The 18,933-nt window shown below is 44.0% G+C and carries 14 protein-coding genes and 1 pseudogene; 3 read left to right on the forward strand and 12 right to left on the reverse strand.

The features are described from left to right. Window positions 1-100: 100 nt before the first annotated feature. Window positions 101-1,369 carry an O-acetylhomoserine aminocarboxypropyltransferase/cysteine synthase family protein gene (locus L4C38_RS05110; protein WP_428796465.1) on the reverse strand — a complete coding sequence of 423 codons (1,269 nt, stop codon included), beginning with the start codon at window positions 1,367-1,369 and terminating at the stop codon, window positions 101-103. A gap of 440 nt (window positions 1,370-1,809) precedes the next feature. On the opposite strand from L4C38_RS05110, the gene L4C38_RS05115 reads away from it, so the two are divergent. Next, the gene (locus L4C38_RS05115) at window positions 1,810-3,363 is read left to right on the forward strand and encodes an alanine/glycine:cation symporter family protein (protein WP_428796466.1); all 1,554 of its coding nucleotides are present in this window, start codon (window positions 1,810-1,812) and stop codon (window positions 3,361-3,363) included. A gap of 200 nt (window positions 3,364-3,563) precedes the next feature. After that, window positions 3,564-4,517, forward strand: coding sequence for an aldo/keto reductase (locus tag L4C38_RS05120; RefSeq protein ID WP_428796467.1), 954 nt, complete (start codon window positions 3,564-3,566; stop codon window positions 4,515-4,517). Between the two features lie 299 nt (window positions 4,518-4,816). Here the strand turns inward: L4C38_RS05120 and L4C38_RS05125 are convergent, their stop codons facing one another. The 5 genes and pseudogenes from L4C38_RS05125 to guaB form a co-directional block, all read right to left on the reverse strand. Continuing rightward, window positions 4,817-5,167 (reverse strand): MerR family transcriptional regulator, encoded by a 351-nt coding sequence (locus L4C38_RS05125; protein WP_428796468.1) that lies wholly within the window; start codon window positions 5,165-5,167, stop codon window positions 4,817-4,819. Window positions 5,168-5,417: 250 nt separating this feature from the next. After that, the gene (locus L4C38_RS05130; RefSeq protein ID WP_428796469.1) at window positions 5,418-6,017 is read right to left on the reverse strand and encodes an acetate uptake transporter; all 600 of its coding nucleotides are present in this window, start codon (window positions 6,015-6,017) and stop codon (window positions 5,418-5,420) included. Window positions 6,018-6,256: 239 nt separating this feature from the next. Beyond that, window positions 6,257-7,702 (reverse strand): annotated as a pseudogene (locus L4C38_RS05135) (chitinase); the annotation flags it as partial. Window positions 7,703-7,957: 255 nt separating this feature from the next. Beyond that, window positions 7,958-9,511, reverse strand: a complete 1,554-nt coding sequence (gene guaA, locus L4C38_RS05140; protein ID WP_428796470.1) for a glutamine-hydrolyzing GMP synthase — start codon at window positions 9,509-9,511, stop codon at window positions 7,958-7,960. Between the two features lie 114 nt (window positions 9,512-9,625). Continuing rightward, entirely contained in the window at window positions 9,626-11,089 is a 1,464-nt protein-coding gene (gene guaB, locus L4C38_RS05145; RefSeq protein WP_428796471.1) for an IMP dehydrogenase, read from the reverse strand. Between the two features lie 232 nt (window positions 11,090-11,321). Between guaB and xseA the strand changes: the two genes are divergently transcribed. Next, window positions 11,322-12,653, forward strand: coding sequence for an exodeoxyribonuclease VII large subunit (xseA, locus tag L4C38_RS05150; protein WP_428796472.1), 1,332 nt, complete (start codon window positions 11,322-11,324; stop codon window positions 12,651-12,653). Here xseA and L4C38_RS05155 read toward each other — a convergent pair. The 6 genes from L4C38_RS05155 to hisS form a co-directional block, all read right to left on the reverse strand. Next, entirely contained in the window at window positions 12,650-12,880 is a 231-nt protein-coding gene (locus L4C38_RS05155; protein WP_428796473.1) for a zinc ribbon domain-containing protein, read from the reverse strand. The genes xseA and L4C38_RS05155 overlap by 4 nt on opposite strands. Window positions 12,881-13,161: 281 nt before the next feature. After that, entirely contained in the window at window positions 13,162-14,070 is a 909-nt protein-coding gene (locus L4C38_RS05160) for an alanyl-tRNA editing protein (protein ID WP_428796474.1), read from the reverse strand. Window positions 14,071-14,137: 67 nt separating this feature from the next. After that, complete coding sequence (gene der / locus L4C38_RS05165) at window positions 14,138-15,628, reverse strand: ribosome biogenesis GTPase Der (RefSeq protein WP_428796475.1); 1,491 nt, start codon at window positions 15,626-15,628, stop codon at window positions 14,138-14,140. Between the two features lie 174 nt (window positions 15,629-15,802). After that, a complete protein-coding gene (bamB, locus tag L4C38_RS05170) occupies window positions 15,803-16,963 on the reverse strand; it encodes an outer membrane protein assembly factor BamB (RefSeq protein ID WP_428796476.1) in 1,161 nt (386 codons plus the stop codon). 11 nt (window positions 16,964-16,974) lie between these two features. Further along, complete coding sequence (locus tag L4C38_RS05175; RefSeq protein ID WP_428796477.1) at window positions 16,975-17,589, reverse strand: YfgM family protein; 615 nt, start codon at window positions 17,587-17,589, stop codon at window positions 16,975-16,977. Between the two features lie 65 nt (window positions 17,590-17,654). Next, window positions 17,655-18,923 (reverse strand): histidine--tRNA ligase, encoded by a 1,269-nt coding sequence (gene hisS / locus L4C38_RS05180; RefSeq protein WP_428796478.1) that lies wholly within the window; start codon window positions 18,921-18,923, stop codon window positions 17,655-17,657. Window positions 18,924-18,933 lie beyond the last annotated feature (10 nt).

The following is an 18,933-nucleotide window of genomic DNA, read 5'->3' on the forward strand; positions in this document are numbered from 1 at the left end:
CAAAATTAGGTTCAGTGTTAGTAAGAACGAAGTAAATTAAAATAAAGGCGCCCGATTGGACGCCTAGAAATGTCGAACTATTAAACGAGCAGTGAAAGCCTTACGCTTGCAGTGCTTGGTGTAAATCTTGCAAAATATCGTCAATATGTTCAATGCCCACAGACAGACGAATCATCTCTGGTGATACTCCTGCTTGAGCCTGCTCAGTTTCACTCATCTGACGGTGAGTGGTTGATGCAGGATGACAAGCCAGCGATTTCGCATCACCGATATTCACTAAGCGCTTAAATATCTGCAGCGCATCATAAAAACGAACTCCAGCATCATAGCCACCTTTTAAGCCAAACGACAAAATCGCTGAAGGCTTACCTTGCATGTATTTCTCAGCCAACGGATAAAACGATGAATCAGCCAAACCGGCATAACTTACCCAGCTCACTTGTTCATGCTGCTTTAAGTATTCGGCAACTTTTAATGCATTTTCTGTATGTCGCTCCATACGTAGCGACAACGTCTCTAGCCCTTGCATCAACATAAAGGCATTCATCGGTGATAGCGCGGCGCCAGTGTTACGCAGTGGTACCGTACGTGCTCGCCCAATAAACGCGGCCTCCCCAAAGGCTTCGGTATATACCACACCATGGTATGAAGGTTCTGGTTGGTTAAAAACAGGGAAGCGGTCTTTATGTTCAGCCCACGGGAACTTACCCGAATCGACGATCACACCACCCAAGGTTGTACCATGCCCACCAACATACTTAGTCAAGGAATGCACAACGATGTCGGCACCAAATTCAATCGGTTTACACAATGCTGGTGTCGCGACTGTGTTGTCCACAATAACTGGCACACCTTGGGCGTGCGCAAGTTCAGCGACACGTTCCAGATCGATAATATTACCAGCAGGGTTACCAATGCTTTCGCAATACACCCCTTTGGTATTCTCATCAATCAATTCTGCCAAGCTTTCTGGTTTATCGTCCTTAGCAAAGCGAACTTCAATACCTTGCTTAGGTAACATATGTGCAAATAATGTGTAGGTGCCGCCGTATAGCTGTGGCGTTGAAACAATATTGTCCCCCGCCTCGGCTAAGGTAAGAATGGCATAATTAATTGCCGCACTTCCCGCACTCACGACTAATCCAGCAATTCCCCCTTCTAGAGCAGCCATGCGCTTTTCCAACACATCGTTAGTCGGGTTCATTATACGGGAGTAGATATTGCCGGGAACTTCGAGGTTAAACAGATCTGCGCCATGCTGAGCGCTATCAAACTCATAGGCTACCGTTTGGTAGATAGGGGTTGCCGCTGATTTCGTTGTAGGGTCGGTTTCGTAACCGAAATGAATCGCTAAGGTTTCGTCTTTCATAATTCATCCATGATGTTTTTATTTTCCGTCACCTAGAATGCCTAATTTTTCACCGTAGGACTAGCGATATAAGACACAAAAACGGCACGTTGACTATTACTTTATGAAAACGCTATGTCGGTTGTAACTTAGTAAAGCACTTCAGATGCTTATTTTACGGATGGTTTTATTTTAAGCATAAAAAACAGATAAATTTTCACCTACGCACAACAATTTACTCCAATATTAAAATATCTTTATTCCCCTAAATTCTATAAAAGTATCAATATCCCATACTACATTCTGCGCATATTCACCTATACAGAGTTACGAGCTCAACATCACAGAGATCACATCAACAAAACAATTTATTTAACAATCATGCTACATAAAGGTTAATATTCGAGCACACAATAAACACAACATCACTATCACTACCATCACTAACAGGGAAAATGCTTATGCAGTCTTTAGTTGATTTTCTGAATGGAATCATTTGGAGCCCCGTGCTGATTTATCTATGCCTTGGCGCAGGCTTATTTTATTCAGTCATTACACGTTTTGTTCAAATCCGTCATTTTTTCGAAATGTGGCGACTGCTCTTATCAGGAAAAAGCTCTGAAAAAGGTATCTCCTCTTTCCAAGCTCTTGCAGTTTCACTTTCTGGTCGTGTTGGTACCGGTAACATTGCCGGTGTTGCAGCAGCCATAGGATTCGGTGGTCCTGGTGCTGTATTTTGGATGTGGACGGTTGCATTTTTTGGCGCAGCGACGGCTTATGCTGAATCGACACTAGCGCAAATCTACAAAGAAGAAGATGAAGGTCAATTCCGTGGTGGACCTGCTTACTACATTGAAAAAGCGATGGGTCAAAAATGGTATGCATGGATCTTTGCCATTGCGACTATTTTTGCTTGTGGTGTTTTACTGCCGGGTGTTCAATCAAATAGTATTGGTAACGCCGTTGAAGCTGCATTTGGCTCAGGCGAGATGATTGAAACGGCTATCGGTACATTCAGTTTTGCTAAAATCTTTACTGGCACCGTTGTCTCTATCATCCTTGCGTTCATCATCTTCGGTGGTGTTAAGCGTATCGCCCATTTTACTCAGGTTGTTGTTCCCTTTATGGCACTGGCGTACATCGTCACGGCATTTATCATCATCTTGCTTAACATCAACGCTGTCCCAACTATCTTTGCCATGATCCTCAATGATGCCTTTACACCTATGGCTGGCTTTGGTGCTGCTATTGGTTGGGGCGTTAAGCGTGGAGTTTACTCAAACGAAGCTGGGCAAGGGACAGGACCGCACGCAGCGGCAGCAGCGAATGTTGATCACCCGGCACAACAAGGCTTAGTTCAATCATTTTCCATCTATATCGATACGCTGCTGGTTTGTTCGGCAACGGCGTTTATGATCCTTATTACGGGTGCATATAATGTTCATGGCGGCGGTGAAGGAGCGTTCTTAGTACAAAATCTTTCCGAAAGCATCAGTGCCAACGGACCTATATTTACTCAGTTAGCGATTGAAAGTGCTCTACCGGGCATTGGTAAGCCATTTATTGCGGTGGCATTGTTCTTCTTCGCTTTCACCACTATTTTGGCGTACTACTACATTGCTGAGACCAACATTGCCTACATTCGTCGTACTTTTAAAATTAGCGGTCTAATGTTCATTCTCAAGCTTGTACTTATCTCTGCGGTATTTTACGGAACGGTAAAGACAGCCAACTTAGCGTGGGCAATGGGTGATGTTGGCGTGGGCTTAATGGCGTGGCTAAATATCGTTGGTATTTTGATTATATTCTTCCTTTCTAAACCAGCAATTAAAGCGCTAAATGACTACGAAGAGCAACAAAAACGAGGCGTAAAAGTGTACACCTTTAACCCCGTGAAGCTTGGAATTAAAGGCGCAGACTACTGGGAAGAGAGATATCGTCGTGAATCCGGTGATCCTAAAAAAGCGAATGATAACGATATTGACGTAGAAGTGGTAAACAACACTTCATTATAAGAAAAGCAGTGGTATTACTGTAAGTTAAAAGGGGTTAACCAAATGGTTAGCCCCTTTCTTTTTAAGCCTAGCATTACTCATCACTCGCAATATTGCGAGTGATCTAACCTTTCTTGAAATCTAACATTGAGTTAGACCATGCTCTAACCTTTACGTTTCCTACCAAGCATTCAGCTTTTATGACAATTAAGGATTCAATAATGCAGAAACGTATACTAGGCAAATCAGATCTAGATATTTCAGTTTTAGGGCTTGGTAGCTGGGCGATTGGTGGCAATATTGGCGATTGGGGATGGGGAGAACAAAGTATACAAGACTCCATCAATACCATTCACGCCGCATTAGACAACGGCATTAACTGGATAGACACCGCACCCGCTTATGGTTTAGGCAATTCAGAACGAGTGATTGCTAAAGCACTGAAGCAATCTAGCCATCGCCCTTATATCTTTACCAAGTGTGGATTTCGTTGGAATGAAGGCGAATCAGAGCTACTCTCTGATTTAAGCAGTGATTCGATCAGAGAAGAGATTGAACTGAGCTTAGCTCGGCTAAATGTTGACTGTATCGATCTCTATCAGATTCACAAACCAAACCAAGACCATTTGCTTGAGCAAGCTTGGGAAACACTCTCACGGCTAAAAAAAGAAGGGAAAGTTCGCCATATTGGTGTTTCAAACTTTTCCGTTGCACAACTAGAGCGCGTCAATAGCATTACGCCAATCACCTCTTTGCAGCCTCCTTACTCATTGATAAACAGAGAAATAGAGCAAGATGTGCTTCCTTGGTGCCTGAACAATCAAGTCGGTACAATACATCATTCAGCGATGTCGCATGGTTTACTCACTGGCACTTGGGATCATCATCGTCTTCATCATTTAGACGCTCAAGATTGGCGAAGAAAGAGCGCACAGTTTCAGGAGCCTGCGTTTAGCCAACGTATAAAATTTGTCGATTTCCTTAAAGAGCTGGCTGACAAAAAACAATGCACTGTTGCCCAATTAAGTATTGCTTGGACCTTAGCGCACCCTGCAACTACCGGAACAATTATCGGAGCACGGACAAGTTTACAATTGAAAGAGCTCTTGCCTGCAGCAGAGGTCATACTCTCAAGCGATGAGTTAAAACAAATCGATAATTTCCGCCATTCATAATAACAAAACGGGGTATACCCAAGTGACTTCAAGAGGCAGGATTCAGAGCCTTGTCACTGGCTCCATTTCAAGGAAAACAACGACGTGGAATAGCCATCTATTTCCTAGTTGTTTGACGAAAAGATGGTTCCAGTGACAGGCTCCCGAAGGGCGAGTTTGTTGGGTTCGCAGACTAGGTTATTAATTCTTAATTTAGAGCGACTAGATTTTCAAATCGATGCCTTGCCTGCAAACCCAGCAACTCTCGCTGAACTAAGCATCTTGAGGTTACTTGGGTATATATACCCCGTTCTACAGTTTCACACTAGCGTCGTATAGTGTTCTATCTTCCAGTTGATGTGTCCTAAGCACTCATCAATCTCTAGCCGATTTTGTTGCAGTCTTTGTTTATGCTGCTGCAAAATATCCAATAGAAAATCTGTTTGCTTTTCCTCTGATTCCATTATGGCTGCGTATGCTCGTATATCCTTTAACGGCATACCAGTCATCTTTAAACACAGAACAAAATGAAGCCAGTGGATATCTTGTTTACGATAAAATCGATGACCCGACTCATCTCTAGGAACCGGGTAAATCAAGCCCTGTTTCTCGTAATACCTCAGCGTATGCAGACTCAAACCAGTTTGAATAGATGCCTCTTGAATTCTCATTGAATCCTCATGATAAGTTGATTGCTGAGCAAAACTTACCACTCTTTCAGCTGGATGCTATGCAGAGGATATTAAGACGCGACCCTTACCTAATTAAAAGCACTCCCCTCTTGTTCTACGTCGGTAAATACGTTTAAGAACTTTGGTTGTGAGGACTGGCATGAAAATACAAAAGCGACAAATAAAAAAAGAGGATTAGCTAATGGCTAACCCTCTTCTCAATAATAAAGCTTGTAACTAGTGCGAACGATTATGCCGCAACTTGCTCTGCCGCCGCAACACGGTGTACACGTACTGGACCAACTGGTAAAACAACACGACCGTATTCAGCGTTTAGTACTTGTGCCATAGCAAAGTAAATCGCGCTTGCACCAACGAAGATGCCTTCGATACCAGCGATAGTACCGATTACTGTGCTACCAGTGAAATCACGTGCAGCAAGTAGGAAGAATAGAATCGTAAGCGAGCCGAAGATTACTTGCTTAGCTAGTGGGTAGCAAAGTGAACCAACAAACATGAAGCCAGTGAAGATACCCCAAAGAGTTAGGTACCAACCCATGAAGCCGTGTGGGCTTGCCGACGCTAGACCCATTTCAGGCATAACAAGTAAACCAACTAGAGTTAGCCAGAATAGACCGTAAGAAGTGAATGCAGTCGTACCAAACGTATCACCACGTTTAAAGCACATCATGCCTACAAGAACTTGACCTAAACCACCGTAAAAGATGCCCATAGATAGAATCATAGAATCAATTGGGAAAAAACCTGCATTGTGGATATTAAGCAGGATAGTTGTCATACCGAAACCCATTAGGCCTAGTGGGGCTGGGTTAGCCAGTTTAGTCGACATTGGCGCATACCTTTCAAAAATGTTTATAAAAATTACGCGCGAATTTTAATGTACGCCGGAACAAACACAAGAAGCTAGCAATGAAAACTTAGATTGCACAAATAAGAACCAGCCTAATACCCTTACATAATTAAGTTAAACCTTATTCATACAACAAATAAAGCCCATATTTAAATATTTATCACTTAAAAGTGGGCAATAATTCGCCATTTATACCAATTTACTGTTTCGCAAAATTAGGGCGTTGGCAATACGGAGATAAACAACCAAGGATCGCCTTTACCCGGCTCATCACCTTGTGACCACCACTTCGCTTCATAAAGTGCATTTTGATGGCTTACTTGATCACCACCTTGATAAACATTATTGGCATCCCAAGCAGGTGCTCCACCTGGCGGATCCACTGGTAACGGATCAAGCTTATCAACCACACGCACTTCAGGCCAACTCGTATGCGATTGATAGAAATTAGTCACACATTTCTCATAATCACCTTTTACTAAAGCAGAATATGCCGTTTGATAACCGACAAGCTGACACTCAAAAGAATATCCTTCTGGACGATCTGCAAAATACGTCCAATTGCCTTCCCAGTTGGAGTAAAGCACATCGGTTGCTCCTTCAAGGTTAATGCTGCCATACGGTGTTTGCTGCCAACAAGTGTTCACTTCGTCAGCTTCAATCGGTATTTGATAATGCGCAGAGAGCCCTTCCCAATATTTAATACGATTAACAGGCTGCCCTTTATTTTTATTCTGCTCACCGCACTCAATACCACCATTGATGATATTGATCGTGGTGCCAAAACCGTAACCTATACCAGCATCGATCTCTCGCTGTGAGGGTGCCCATGTTCTATCTATCACGTGCAGCATCGCAGGTTTCGGAGCCTGGGGTGTTAAGAAAAACCAAATAGCCGAAGCCAAATTCAACCATGTATCTGCAACCAGAGCTGGGTTATTTAGTAACGCCGTTGCGTCACCACCGTACATCACTTCTGAAAACGCACCGTAATTAAAATGGTAAGACAGCTGTTTAGCACCACGCCCAAAATATCCTTGCCCAGGCGAGCACGGCCATTTTCTGTTTTGCCAATCATTTTGACCACAGCCCGTCGTGTACCCTTCTTGCCCTTCAGACCACCCCATTTCACGCACGTGCACTAAACCTTGCTGCCACTCTTCTAATCCTAGAGGATTATCCCAATAATTATCTTTGGCTATGTGACCGCCTGTTTCCTGAGCAAAATGGGCAAATGCCGTAACAATGGATTTTTTACAGATGGCATCTGAATCGCGCCCATCGGTATATTCAGCACAAAATGCGGGGAACTTGCCAATGGCTTGCAAAAACTTTTGATAACTGTATTCGGGGGCTGCCATGTGAGTAAGATAATCCCACTCTGCGAGTGGAAAAACACGCTCCGCGCGTTTTACATTATCAGGGTTGCTTGCCAATCCGGGCTCAATCGCATCGACGATAAGATTACTTTCCGTCGCTAGTGCTTTTGACCAAATCGCATACATCGGATTACTCGTTTTACTTGCCTCTATCGCTTCGATATCACCACGAGCCACCACATATCCGGTCGGATTTAATGGATCAGGTTGAATGTTCATGCTCGCTAAAACGGCCGGTGCACCCACCAACGTTAGTGCAGCCATAGCACCTGTGATCGTTTTCATTTTTGGAGTCCTCTGTGTTAAACGTCCAAAAGAATCCTAGAAGAGCAATATGCTTCTATTGTAATAAAAACAAAAAAACCTTTTAATTTGCGGCCAATTTAAAAGGGTTTTATATTGATAAACATCACTTTTAAGCTTGTCTTTTGATAACCATTCCAATCCAAAAACAGAAAGTATGAATCGCGATAAGGAAATTTAGACACAAAAAAACCAGCCCGAAGGCTGGTCTCAATAATCTACATTACCCGGAGATAATTATTCCCACTCAATAGTCGCTGGTGGCTTACCAGAGATATCGTATACAACGCGAGAAATACCTTCGACTTCGTTAATGATACGGTTAGAAACCTTACCTAGGAAGTCATATGGTAGGTGAGCCCAATGTGCTGTCATAAAGTCAATTGTTTCTACCGCACGCAGCGATACAACCCAATCGTATTTACGACCATCACCCATTACGCCTACAGAACGAACTGGCAGGAATACAGTGAAGGCTTGAGAGACTTTATTGTATAAGTCCGCAGCATGTAGCTCTTCAATGAAGATAGCGTCAGCACGACGTAGCAAGTCACAGTACTCTTTCTTCACTTCACCAAGAACACGAACACCAAGACCAGGTCCAGGGAATGGGTGGCGGTATAACATGTTATAAGGTAGACCGAGTTCTAAACCAATCTTACGCACTTCATCTTTAAACAATTCACGTAATGGTTCAACCAAGCCCATTTCCATATCGTCTGGCAAACCGCCAACGTTATGGTGAGATTTGATTACATGCGCTTTACCCGTTTTTGATGCCGCTGATTCGATAACATCTGGATAAATCGTACCTTGTGCCAACCATTTCGCGTTAGTCAGTTTCTTTGATTCTTCATCAAAAATATCGACAAACACATGACCAATGATCTTACGTTTAGTTTCTGGATCTGACTCGCCTTTAAGTGCATCAAGGAAGCGATTTTCTGCATCCACTTTAATGATGTTTAGACCAAACTGATCACCAAACATCTCCATCACTTGTTGCGCTTCGTTTAAACGAAGTAAGCCATTATCAACAAAAACACAGGTCAATTTATCGCCAATCGCACGATGTGCTAGCATCGCTACTACCGATGAATCTACACCACCAGAAAGACCTAAGATCACTTCATCGTCGCCCACTTGCTCTTTAATACGAGCAACCGCATCTTCAATGATTGATTCAGAGGTCCAAAGACGCTCACAACCACATACGCCAAGAACAAAGTTCTCAAGCATTTGTTGGCCGCCTTTAGTATGTGTTACTTCTGGGTGGAACTGAACACCGTAGTATTTCTTTTCTTCGTTCGCCATAGCAGCGTAAGGGCAAGTCTCTGTCTCGCCAACCTTTACGAAGTCGGCAGGGATTTCTACAACTTTATCGCCGTGGCTCATCCAAACATCTTGAGTAAGTTCAAGATCTTTAAAGATTGCAGACTCGCCAGAAACTTTAACTTGTGCATAGCCAAATTCACGTTCAGTTGAGCCAGCTACTTTACCACCTAGCTGTTCAGCCATAGTTTGCATGCCGTAACATACACCTAGTACTGGTACGCCAGAGTCAAATACGTATTGAGGAGCGCGAGGAGAATTATCTTCCGTTACACTTTCCGGGCCACCAGATAGGATAATACCGTCTGGGTTGAATTCACGAATATCCGATTCTTCTACATCCCAGCTCCATAGTTCGCAGTAAACACCGATTTCACGAACACGGCGTGCAACTAGCTGAGTGTATTGAGAACCGAAGTCCAAGATCAGAATACGTTGGTCATGAATATTTTTAGTCATTTTGGGCAGTCTTATAAGCTAGGTTATGAAAACGAGGCGAGTTTACCCGCCTCTTATCAATGCTTCAAGGAAAAAAGCAAACGTTTACGTCGAGGTTCTTTTACCAAAAAAAGATTAACCAAGACGATAGTTTGGCGCTTCCTTAGTGATTTGAACGTCGTGTACGTGAGACTCTTTCATACCTGCACCTGAGATACGAACGAATTCAGCTTTAGTACGCATATCTTCAATTGTCGCTGAGCCAGTTAGACCCATGCTTGAACGAAGACCACCCATTTGTTGGTGAACGATCTCTTTTAGAAGACCTTTGTATGCGATGCGACCTTCAATACCTTCTGGTACCAGCTTGTCTGCTGCATTATCAGATTGGAAGTAACGGTCAGAAGAACCTTGAGACATTGCGCCTAGTGAACCCATGCCACGGTAAGACTTGTAAGAGCGGCCGTTGTAAAGAATCACTTCACCCGGTGCTTCTTCAGTACCAGCGAACATTGAACCAACCATCACACAAGATGCACCTGCCGCGATTGCTTTACAAATATCGCCGGAGAAACGAATACCACCATCAGCAATAACTGGAATACCGTATTCGTTTGCAACTTCAGCGGCATCTGCAATCGCGGTAACTTGTGGTACACCCACACCAGTTACGATACGTGTAGTACAGATAGAACCAGGGCCGATTCCTACTTTTACTGCACTTACACCAGCTTCGATCAACGCTTTTGCGCCTGCGCCAGTAGCAACGTTACCACCCACGATATCTAGGTCAGGGAAAGCAGCACGAGTTTCGCGGATACGGTTTAGAACACCTTCAGAGTGACCGTGTGAAGAATCGATAAGTAGTACGTCAACACCAGCTTCAACCAATGCTTTAACACGCTCTTCATTACCGCCACCCGCACCAACTGCAGCACCTACACGTAGACGCCCCTGCGCATCTTTACATGCGTTTGGTTTGGTTTCCGCTTTATGGAAGTCTTTTGCGGTGATCATACCGGTTAGTTGGAATTCATCATTCACAACCAGTACTTTTTCGACACGAGCTTTGTGCATTTTTTCTTGCACTTCTTCGCGACATGCACCTTCTTTAACTGAGGCTAAGCGCTCTTTAGACGTCATAACGTCGGAGACTTTCTTATTTAAATCAGTCACAAATCGAACGTCGCGACCAGTAATGATACCAACAAGCTCGTTGTTTTCAGCGACAACAGGAAAACCTGCGAAACCGTGTTTTTTGGTCAATTCAACCACATCTGCGATGGTCGCATGAGGGTGAACGGTTACTGGATTGGTCACAACACCAGCTTCAAAGATTTTCACTTGGTGAACCATCTCTGCTTGCTGTTCGATAGACATATTCTTGTGGATAAAACCGATGCCGCCTTCTTGAGCCAGTGCGATAGCCAAACGAGCTTCGGTCACTGTGTCCATAGACGCAGACATCATAGGGATGTTCAAAGAAATGTTTTTCGTCAGCTGAGTGCGAAGATCAGCTGTGTTTGGGAGAACAGTGGAGTGAGCTGGCACAAGTAGTACGTCATCGAATGTCAGCGCTTCTTTGGCAATTCTTAGCATTTGCAATATCTCTCAATAGAAAGGTAAAAAAGGAAATCCAACCTCATCGTTTCGCATAATGAGTGCCGCAAGTTTCGTTAACTTTGCTGCATTTGGATTAGATATTGCGGAGGGAGTATACGGTGAAGAGCAACACTTGACCACAAATATTTAAAATTTTTTTCTTGCATTCAACCCCTTGCTATGTATTATATTGCCGCTAATTTCCATAATCATGCCCACGAGATTAGCTGTGTCATCTCTGACCAATCAAAATATCTTTACAGTTTCTAGACTTAACGCAGAAGTTCGCCTTTTGCTTGAGAATGAAATGGGGATTGTTTGGTTAATTGGTGAAATATCTAACTTCTCTGCACCTGTCTCTGGTCACTGGTACTTCACGCTTAAAGACGCTCGCGCTCAAGTCAAATGTGCCATGTTCCGTGGTAACAATCGTCATGTTTCCTTCAAGCCTACCAATGGCAACCAAGTGTTAGTTAAAGCACGCCTGTCTCTGTATGAGCCACGTGGTGACTATCAGTTGATCATTGAAAGCATGCAACCTGAAGGTGATGGTCGACTGCAACAGCAATTCGACGAGCTTAAGATGAAGCTTGCTGCGGAAGGACTATTTGCTCAAACCAGCAAACAACTTCTGCCAGAGCATCCTAAATGTGTCGGTGTGGTGACATCTAAAACTGGCGCAGCACTGTTTGATATTCTTGATGTGCTTAAACGCCGTGACCCTTCGCTACCCGTGATTGTCTATCCAACCATGGTGCAAGGTGAAGGTGCTGCGATTCAAATCGCTCAAGCGATCGGTTGTGCCAATAGCCGTAATGAGTGTGATGTGCTGATTGTCGGTCGTGGTGGTGGTTCATTGGAAGACCTCTGGTGCTTTAACAACGAGATCTTGGCTCGCACTATTGCATCTAGTCAGATCCCGATTATCAGTGCTGTTGGGCATGAGATCGATGTTACCATCGCGGATTTTGTCGCAGATATGCGCGCGCCCACCCCATCGGCGGCGGCTGAACTCGTAAGTCGCGACAATAGTCATAAGACACAAGGGTTAGCTGCGCACGAGCAAAAGCTATTTTCCGCTCTTCGTTACTATTTTACCGAGCAAAAACAGGCTTTACGTCAACTTCAGCACCGGCTTGAGAAGCAGCATCCAAATCAGCAACTACAACGCCAAAGCCAACAGCTGGATGAATTAGATGGCCGGCTAAAGCGTGCCATGCAAAAATTCGTCACTCAGCACCAACAAAAGCTCGAACGACAACTGCATCGTATTCAGATCCATTCACCCGCAAGGCGATTAAGTGCCCAACAAGCCAGTTTGGCGCGTGCTGAACAAAAATTGCTGGATGCTATGGATAGAAAGCTGCTCAAATCTCGTCATCAGTTAGCGCTTGCGGCTGAAAAACTGGATACCGTCAGCCCTTTAGCCACTCTTAAACGGGGCTATTCAATTACGCAAACCGAACAAGGTGGTGTGGTTCACTCCACTCAAGACGTAAAAAAGGGCGATACATTGATCACCCGTTTGGCAGATGGCGAACTCCGCTCTACCGTCAACTAATCTTGTTGCTTCAATACCCACTCAAAGCGAATACGCGATTTCGATTTTAGTTCGTTGCAACTATTACAAAAGTAATTCGCCGCCCCACAAGCTTGAAGTTTCTCTAACTCGGCTTGGCATTCTGGGCAAAAACCTAACTTAACAAAATCTTTCATACACGAAGTACAGTGATAGTGACCTTGCCAATCCAACTCTTGTTGGCACTGCGGGCATTGGTTGTCATTCATTTTATATCCCTCAAAAAATCAATCGATCTTATTTTGACGATCAGTCCAGTATTCAACCTTGATCTTCATCACTTCACATTGACGCAATCGTTTTATTGACCAGAAAGCAATCAATCTGCCAATATGATCTTCATAAGATCTTCTGCTTAATCCATTTTGATCAGCGATCTACCCCAAAAAGAACATTTATATAACCACACACCGAAAGCATAAGTTACATATCCTGTTTTTGGATTTTAAATGATATTTTAATCTAGTTAACTATGTGAAAATACATGTTTTTAGTTTTTAATAAAAGAATCGCATTGGAACCTTGCTGCAATTACATCGGTCTGCATTTCAATGTAATTCAATTCACTTTCTCGTAAAGTAACCATGATACTTTGTAGCTCATCTAGCGAACTAATATGGGTACCACCACAAGGAATCTCTACGATTACGCTCTCGCCTAAATCAGATTGCCAATAACGTGAATCGGTTAAATGCTCTCCTTGGCACCTCATCAAAACGTTCGTTCCTAACGCTAACCAAGAAATAAGCTGCTGATTTACTGCACTTTCTACTACAGCAAGGTTTTCGAGCATCTCAGCACTATTTAGCCCTCGCTTTCGCAACGTTTTCCCCAGTCGATAGCTGTCGATGCACTTATCTTCTGTCACATAGCTCGTTTCTTGAGCATAACTATTAAAATCATAGTGACCGAGAGCATCTTTACGGTCGGCGTCTTTTCGCCAGTAGCCTTGCTGCGTCAGTACTTTGTTTAGAGCCAGAAAGGCCAAATGCCCGGCACTGTGACCACGGCTTAATGCTTGCTGATAAGTTTTATCTACTGACAAGATGACATTTTCACCTACCACTAGCTGCTGTGGTTCGATGTCCACACAGTGCACTACCACAAACACCCAACCTGGTTGATCACGTTTAACAGGGATCGCCTGATCGACATAAAGGGTATGGCTTGCCAACTCGACCGCACCAACTAAACAGTTTATGACTGAATACTCTGTGCCATTTGCAATTACACTTCCCCTATCTGCCGGATGATCTGGCCAAATATGGCTAACTGGATGGAATGGTGTTTTATCCACTACAAGATAAATCATATCTTCAGCTTGCTGAACCAATTGAATGTTTGCGTCTAGCTGCCACGTATGGTGACAAAATTGAGTAATCGTTTGAGTTATATTCATCAGGATTTCGATTCTAATAGGTATAAAAAAAGCGCCTAAATTGTAGGCGCTTTTTCAAAACTAAGGGTTATTTTTTGCGGTTTTTAACCATGCTCATCATACGTTTTCGACCACGCTCTTGAGAAAGAGTCATCTTGGTCGGTTTACATTCAAACGGGTTTTCACTGTTTTGGAATTGAATCCGAATTGGTGTTCCCATAATTTCTAATGCTTTACGGTAGTAATTCATTAAGAAACGTTTGTATGAATCAGGTAATTCTTTTACTTGGTTACCGTGAATAACAATGATCGGTGGATTATAACCACCAGCGTGCGCGTATTTCAGTTTCACACGACGACCGCGTACCATTGGCGGTTGGTGATCATCGGTAGCCATCTTCATAATACGAGTTAGTACTGACGTACCTACACGTGTTGTCGCTGACTTGTAAGCTTCTTGTACAGATTCAAACAAGTGGCCAACACCAGTGCCGTGAAGTGCAGAGATAAAATGAATACGAGCAAAGTCAACGAAACCTAGACGACGGTCTAGCTCTTTCTTCACTTGTTCTTTCACTTCGTTATCCAGACCATCCCACTTGTTTACTGCAAGTACGATTGAACGACCAGCATTTAGGGCAAAGCCTAATAGACTTAGATCTTGATCTGAGATGTTTTCGCGCGCATCGATAACCAGTAGAACAACGTTAGCATCTTCAATTGCTTTCAATGTTTTAACAACAGAGAATTTTTCAACGGTTTCGTTAATACGTGTACGACGACGTACACCAGCAGTATCAATCAGAACGTATTCACGACCATCACGCTCCATTGGAATATAAATAGAGTCACGCGTTGTACCCGGTGCATCGTATACAACGACACGCTCTTCACCAAGAATACGGTTTGTCAGCGTTGATTTACCAACGTTAGGACGACCAATGATCGCCATTTTGATTGGCTGGTCTTGAAGACGCTTATAAAGCTCTTCCGCTTCTTCTTCAGTGTAATCTAGCTTTTCGTCTTCATCTTGATCTTCGAATCCAGTCAAATCTGAGATTTCACCTTGTGTTTCTTCAATCAATTTCTCGGCAAATGGATTCAGCGCTAGATCAATAAGAGTGGCGACACCACGACCGTGTGCAGCCGCAATTTGATACATATCTTCCATACCAAGTTGCCAAAACTCAGCACTAGCAGCATCCGGATCTACACCATCAATCTTATTAACAACCAGCATCGCTGGCTTTTCAAGCTTGCGTAAGTGTTGAGCAATGGCTTCATCTGAAGGCGTTAAACCTGCGCGGCCATCTACCATGAATAGAACCACATCGGCTTCATCAATCGCGGCTAGCGACTGCTGTACCATTTTGGTTTCTACACCATCTTCCGAGCCGTCAATACCGCCGGTATCGATTACGATAAATTCATGTTCACCAAGCTTCGCTTGGCCATATTTACGGTCACGAGTTAAGCCAGGGAAGTCCGCCACAAGCGCATCACGTGTGCGAGTTAAGCGGTTAAACAACGTAGACTTGCCTACGTTCGGACGCCCTACTAGAGCAACAACAGGTACCATAACAACCTCTACAATATTCTATTCTTATGTAGTTATAGGTAACGACTGACAAGTTTGCCTCTTGCCAAATGGTTACCTATAGCAACACTATTTAAGTTAAATTCTTGTTTTACATAAACAAAACGACTCCTAGCTGTCACCAGCAAGGAGCCGAATGTGAATTGTATCACGAAATTATTGACTGAGCGTTAGTTTCTTTACATTGCCATTTCGAGTTGTAACAACAAAACCATCATTCAATTGAATCGGAGCAACGGCAAAACCACCGCTGCCTTCTTCTTGCATTGCAACAAACTCGCCAGAACTGCGGTCAACCCAGTATAGATAACCTTCACTATCACCAACAACTAGGTAGTCACCAATCACTTTTGGCGCAGTGACTAATCGATGTTCAAGCTGCTTGTTACTCCATAGCTCGGTACCACTTCGTGCATCAACAGCAACTAAGTGATCTTTCTCCGTGACTAAGAAAATACGACTACCGTCATTGGCGAGATCAGTTGCAGAAGAATACGTACGTTTCCAAGCGGGTTGGCCTGAACGTAAATCAATTGCGGTTAACTGACCATTGTATCCAACCACATATAATGTGCTGCCCATCAACATTGGTGATGCGTCTACATCAACGATACGGTCAATCTCAGTTGCACCTTTTGGTGTCCCGATTGGCTGTTGCCAAATTAACTGACCACGTTGAACAACCGCAGCCGCTAAACGACCGTTTGCCGTGCCCCAAAAAACACCGCCAGAAACTGCTACTGGTGCACTGGTGCCACGTAATGTCAAAGTGGGTACTTCGGTACTGATTGCCCACTTCTGCTCACCGCTTTGTTGACTGAGAGCAACAAGTACGCCTTCACTGGTGTGTGCCATCACTAGATTTTCATCAGTAGCAGGCGTAGAAAGAACTTCCCCTTGAACTGGCGTACGCCATAATAGCTCACCCGTTTCTTGGTTCAGCGCAATAATTTCGCCATTCTCGCTACCAATAAACAGCTTATCGTATGCTGCAGCAATACCACCAGATAAACGTGCCGATACGTCTTGTTCTAAATCAATCGCCCAAAGCTCGTCGCCATTTTCAGGATCAAGCGCTTTCACTTCACCATTTCGGCTGGCAACAAATACTTTGCCATACGCATATTGAGGCGAAAGTTTTGAAAAGTACTGCTCGACACCACTACCAACAGAACGACTCCATACTGATGAAGCAGTAAACTCACTATCAACTTGTGGCACAGGAGCCATGACAATGGTGTCTTCTTCACTCGCACAGCCAGCCAACACGCTAATAACAGCGACTGTCGTCAATGCCTTGTTCAGCAATTTCTTCATGCAACGTGCCCTTACTTGGCTAGATCATCCAATTTCATTTGCAATGCTTCGCTCGCGTCACCGGATTGTTGTGCTTCGGTGTAAGCTGCGTATGCTGCTTCTGCATCGCCTTTGCGCAGTAAGATGTCGCCTTTCAGCTCATCAACACGACCTTGCCAACCTTCATCGGTAATATTGTCTAGTTGAGCTAACGAACCGTCAAAATTGCCTTGCTCTGCTTGTAGGCGAGCGAGTCGATAGTGAATCACAGCTAGTAAAGCTTGATCTTTTGATGCTGTCGTTGCCCATTGAAGTTGTTCAATAGCAGCGTCTAATTGATTCGCTTCAACTTGAACCTTCGCCAATTGAAGTGCTGCTAACACGGCATACTCAGTGTCACCATTCGCGTCAATAAAGCTTTGAGTTTGCAGCTCAGCTTGCGCACCTGTAGCGGCCAAGCTTTCGACTGCCTTGGTGTAGCTTTCAGAAGCAGCTTCTTGAGCGGCAATAGTTGAATCTTGGTAGTAACGCCAGCCAAATAGACCGCCTAAACCAATCACTGCGCCGAAAATAACGGCTTTGCCGTTCTCTTTCCACCAGTCTTTAATCGCTTCAACTTGTTGTTCTTCAGTATCGTAGAGTTCCACTTCCTGTCCTCTTAACATCATAAAAGTGGCGATTCACATCACCACTTTTTAAAACCTAAATTTAATTAGATAAACTCAGCCAATTTTGCCATAACGTCGGCTTGGCTGTAAGTCTCTTGCGTTCCGCCTACCAGATCTTTCAGTACTACGGTGTTGTCCGCAACTTCGTTTTCACCTAGCACTAGCGCAACAACAGCACCTACTTTGTCAGCACGTTTGAATTGTTTCTTGAAGTTGCCGCCGCCAAAGTGGTTCATTACTCGTAGACCCGGAACATGTTCACGCAACTGTTCAGCCAACTTCATGCCCGCCATCATAGTACCTTCACCCGCCGTGACTATGTAAGCATCAACACTGCGGCGCACTTCGGTCAGTCCTAATGTTTCAAGCATCAAAACAAGGCGTTCAAGACCCATAGCAAAACCGACTGCTGGTGTCGCTTTTCCGCCAAGTTGCTCAACAAGACCATCGTAACGACCACCACCACAAACGGTACCTTGTGAACCTAGGCTTTCCGTGATCCACTCAAATACGGTGCGGTTGTAGTAGTCAAGACCACGAACTAAACGCTCATTGACTGTGTATTCGATGCCTGCTGCGTCAAGAAGTTCACACAGACCTGCAAAATGTTGCGTTGACTCTTCATCTAAATATTCTGAAAGTCGTGGTGCATCACCTAAAATAGCCTGAATGTCTGGATTTTTCGTATCCAGTACACGTAGTGGGTTAGTGTGCATACGACGCTTACAATCGTCATCTAGAACATCCATATGTTGCTCTAGGAACGCAATTAGTGCTTTGCGGTAATTAGCGCGCGCCTCTAGTGAACCGATCGAATTTAGTTCCAGACGTACGTGTTTGTCGATACCAAGTTCACGCCAAAGACGTGCAGTCATCATGATCAGCTCTGCATCAACATCAGGACCATTAAGACCAAACACTTCAACACCACATTGGTGGAATTGACGGTAACGCCCTTTTTGTGGACGTTCATGACGGAACATTGGTCCCATGTACCATAAACGTTGTTCTTGGTTGTATAACAAACCATTTTCAATACCTGAACGCACACAACCTGCGGTGCCTTCTGGACGCAAGCTTAAACTGTCACCATTGCGATCGTCGAAAGTGTACATCTCTTTTTCAACGACATCAGTCACTTCACCAATTGCGCGACTGAATAGATGCGTCATCTCAACGATTGGCATGCGCACTTCATTGTAACCGTATGCGCTAACTACGTTCTTCACTGTATTTTCTAGCTTCTGCCACAGTGGTGATTGAGTTGGGAGACAGTCGTTCATGCCTCGAATTGCTTGAATTGTTTTTGCCACAATAATTACC

Origin of the sequence: Vibrio kasasachensis, assembly GCF_050337565.1 — a bacterium.
Lineage (GTDB): Bacteria > Pseudomonadota > Gammaproteobacteria > Enterobacterales > Vibrionaceae > Vibrio > Vibrio kasasachensis.

What these genes read in the sequence shown, in the direction of transcription:
- L4C38_RS05110 (WP_428796465.1), bottom strand. Translation starts at nt 1,369, where the DNA reads ATGAAAGACGAAACCTTAGCGATTCATTTCGGTTACGAAACCGACCCT.
- L4C38_RS05115 (WP_428796466.1), top strand. Translation starts at nt 1,810, where the DNA reads ATGCAGTCTTTAGTTGATTTTCTGAATGGAATCATTTGGAGCCCCGTG.
- L4C38_RS05120 (WP_428796467.1), top strand. Translation starts at nt 3,564, where the DNA reads ATGCAGAAACGTATACTAGGCAAATCAGATCTAGATATTTCAGTTTTA.
- L4C38_RS05125 (WP_428796468.1), bottom strand. Translation starts at nt 5,167, where the DNA reads ATGAGAATTCAAGAGGCATCTATTCAAACTGGTTTGAGTCTGCATACG.
- L4C38_RS05130 (WP_428796469.1), bottom strand. Translation starts at nt 6,017, where the DNA reads ATGTCGACTAAACTGGCTAACCCAGCCCCACTAGGCCTAATGGGTTTC.
- guaA (WP_428796470.1), bottom strand. Translation starts at nt 9,511, where the DNA reads ATGACTAAAAATATTCATGACCAACGTATTCTGATCTTGGACTTCGGT.
- guaB (WP_428796471.1), bottom strand. Translation starts at nt 11,089, where the DNA reads ATGCTAAGAATTGCCAAAGAAGCGCTGACATTCGATGACGTACTACTT.
- L4C38_RS05155 (WP_428796473.1), bottom strand. Translation starts at nt 12,880, where the DNA reads ATGAATGACAACCAATGCCCGCAGTGCCAACAAGAGTTGGATTGGCAA.
- L4C38_RS05160 (WP_428796474.1), bottom strand. Translation starts at nt 14,070, where the DNA reads ATGAATATAACTCAAACGATTACTCAATTTTGTCACCATACGTGGCAG.
- der (WP_428796475.1), bottom strand. Translation starts at nt 15,628, where the DNA reads ATGGTACCTGTTGTTGCTCTAGTAGGGCGTCCGAACGTAGGCAAGTCT.
- bamB (WP_428796476.1), bottom strand. Translation starts at nt 16,963, where the DNA reads ATGAAGAAATTGCTGAACAAGGCATTGACGACAGTCGCTGTTATTAGC.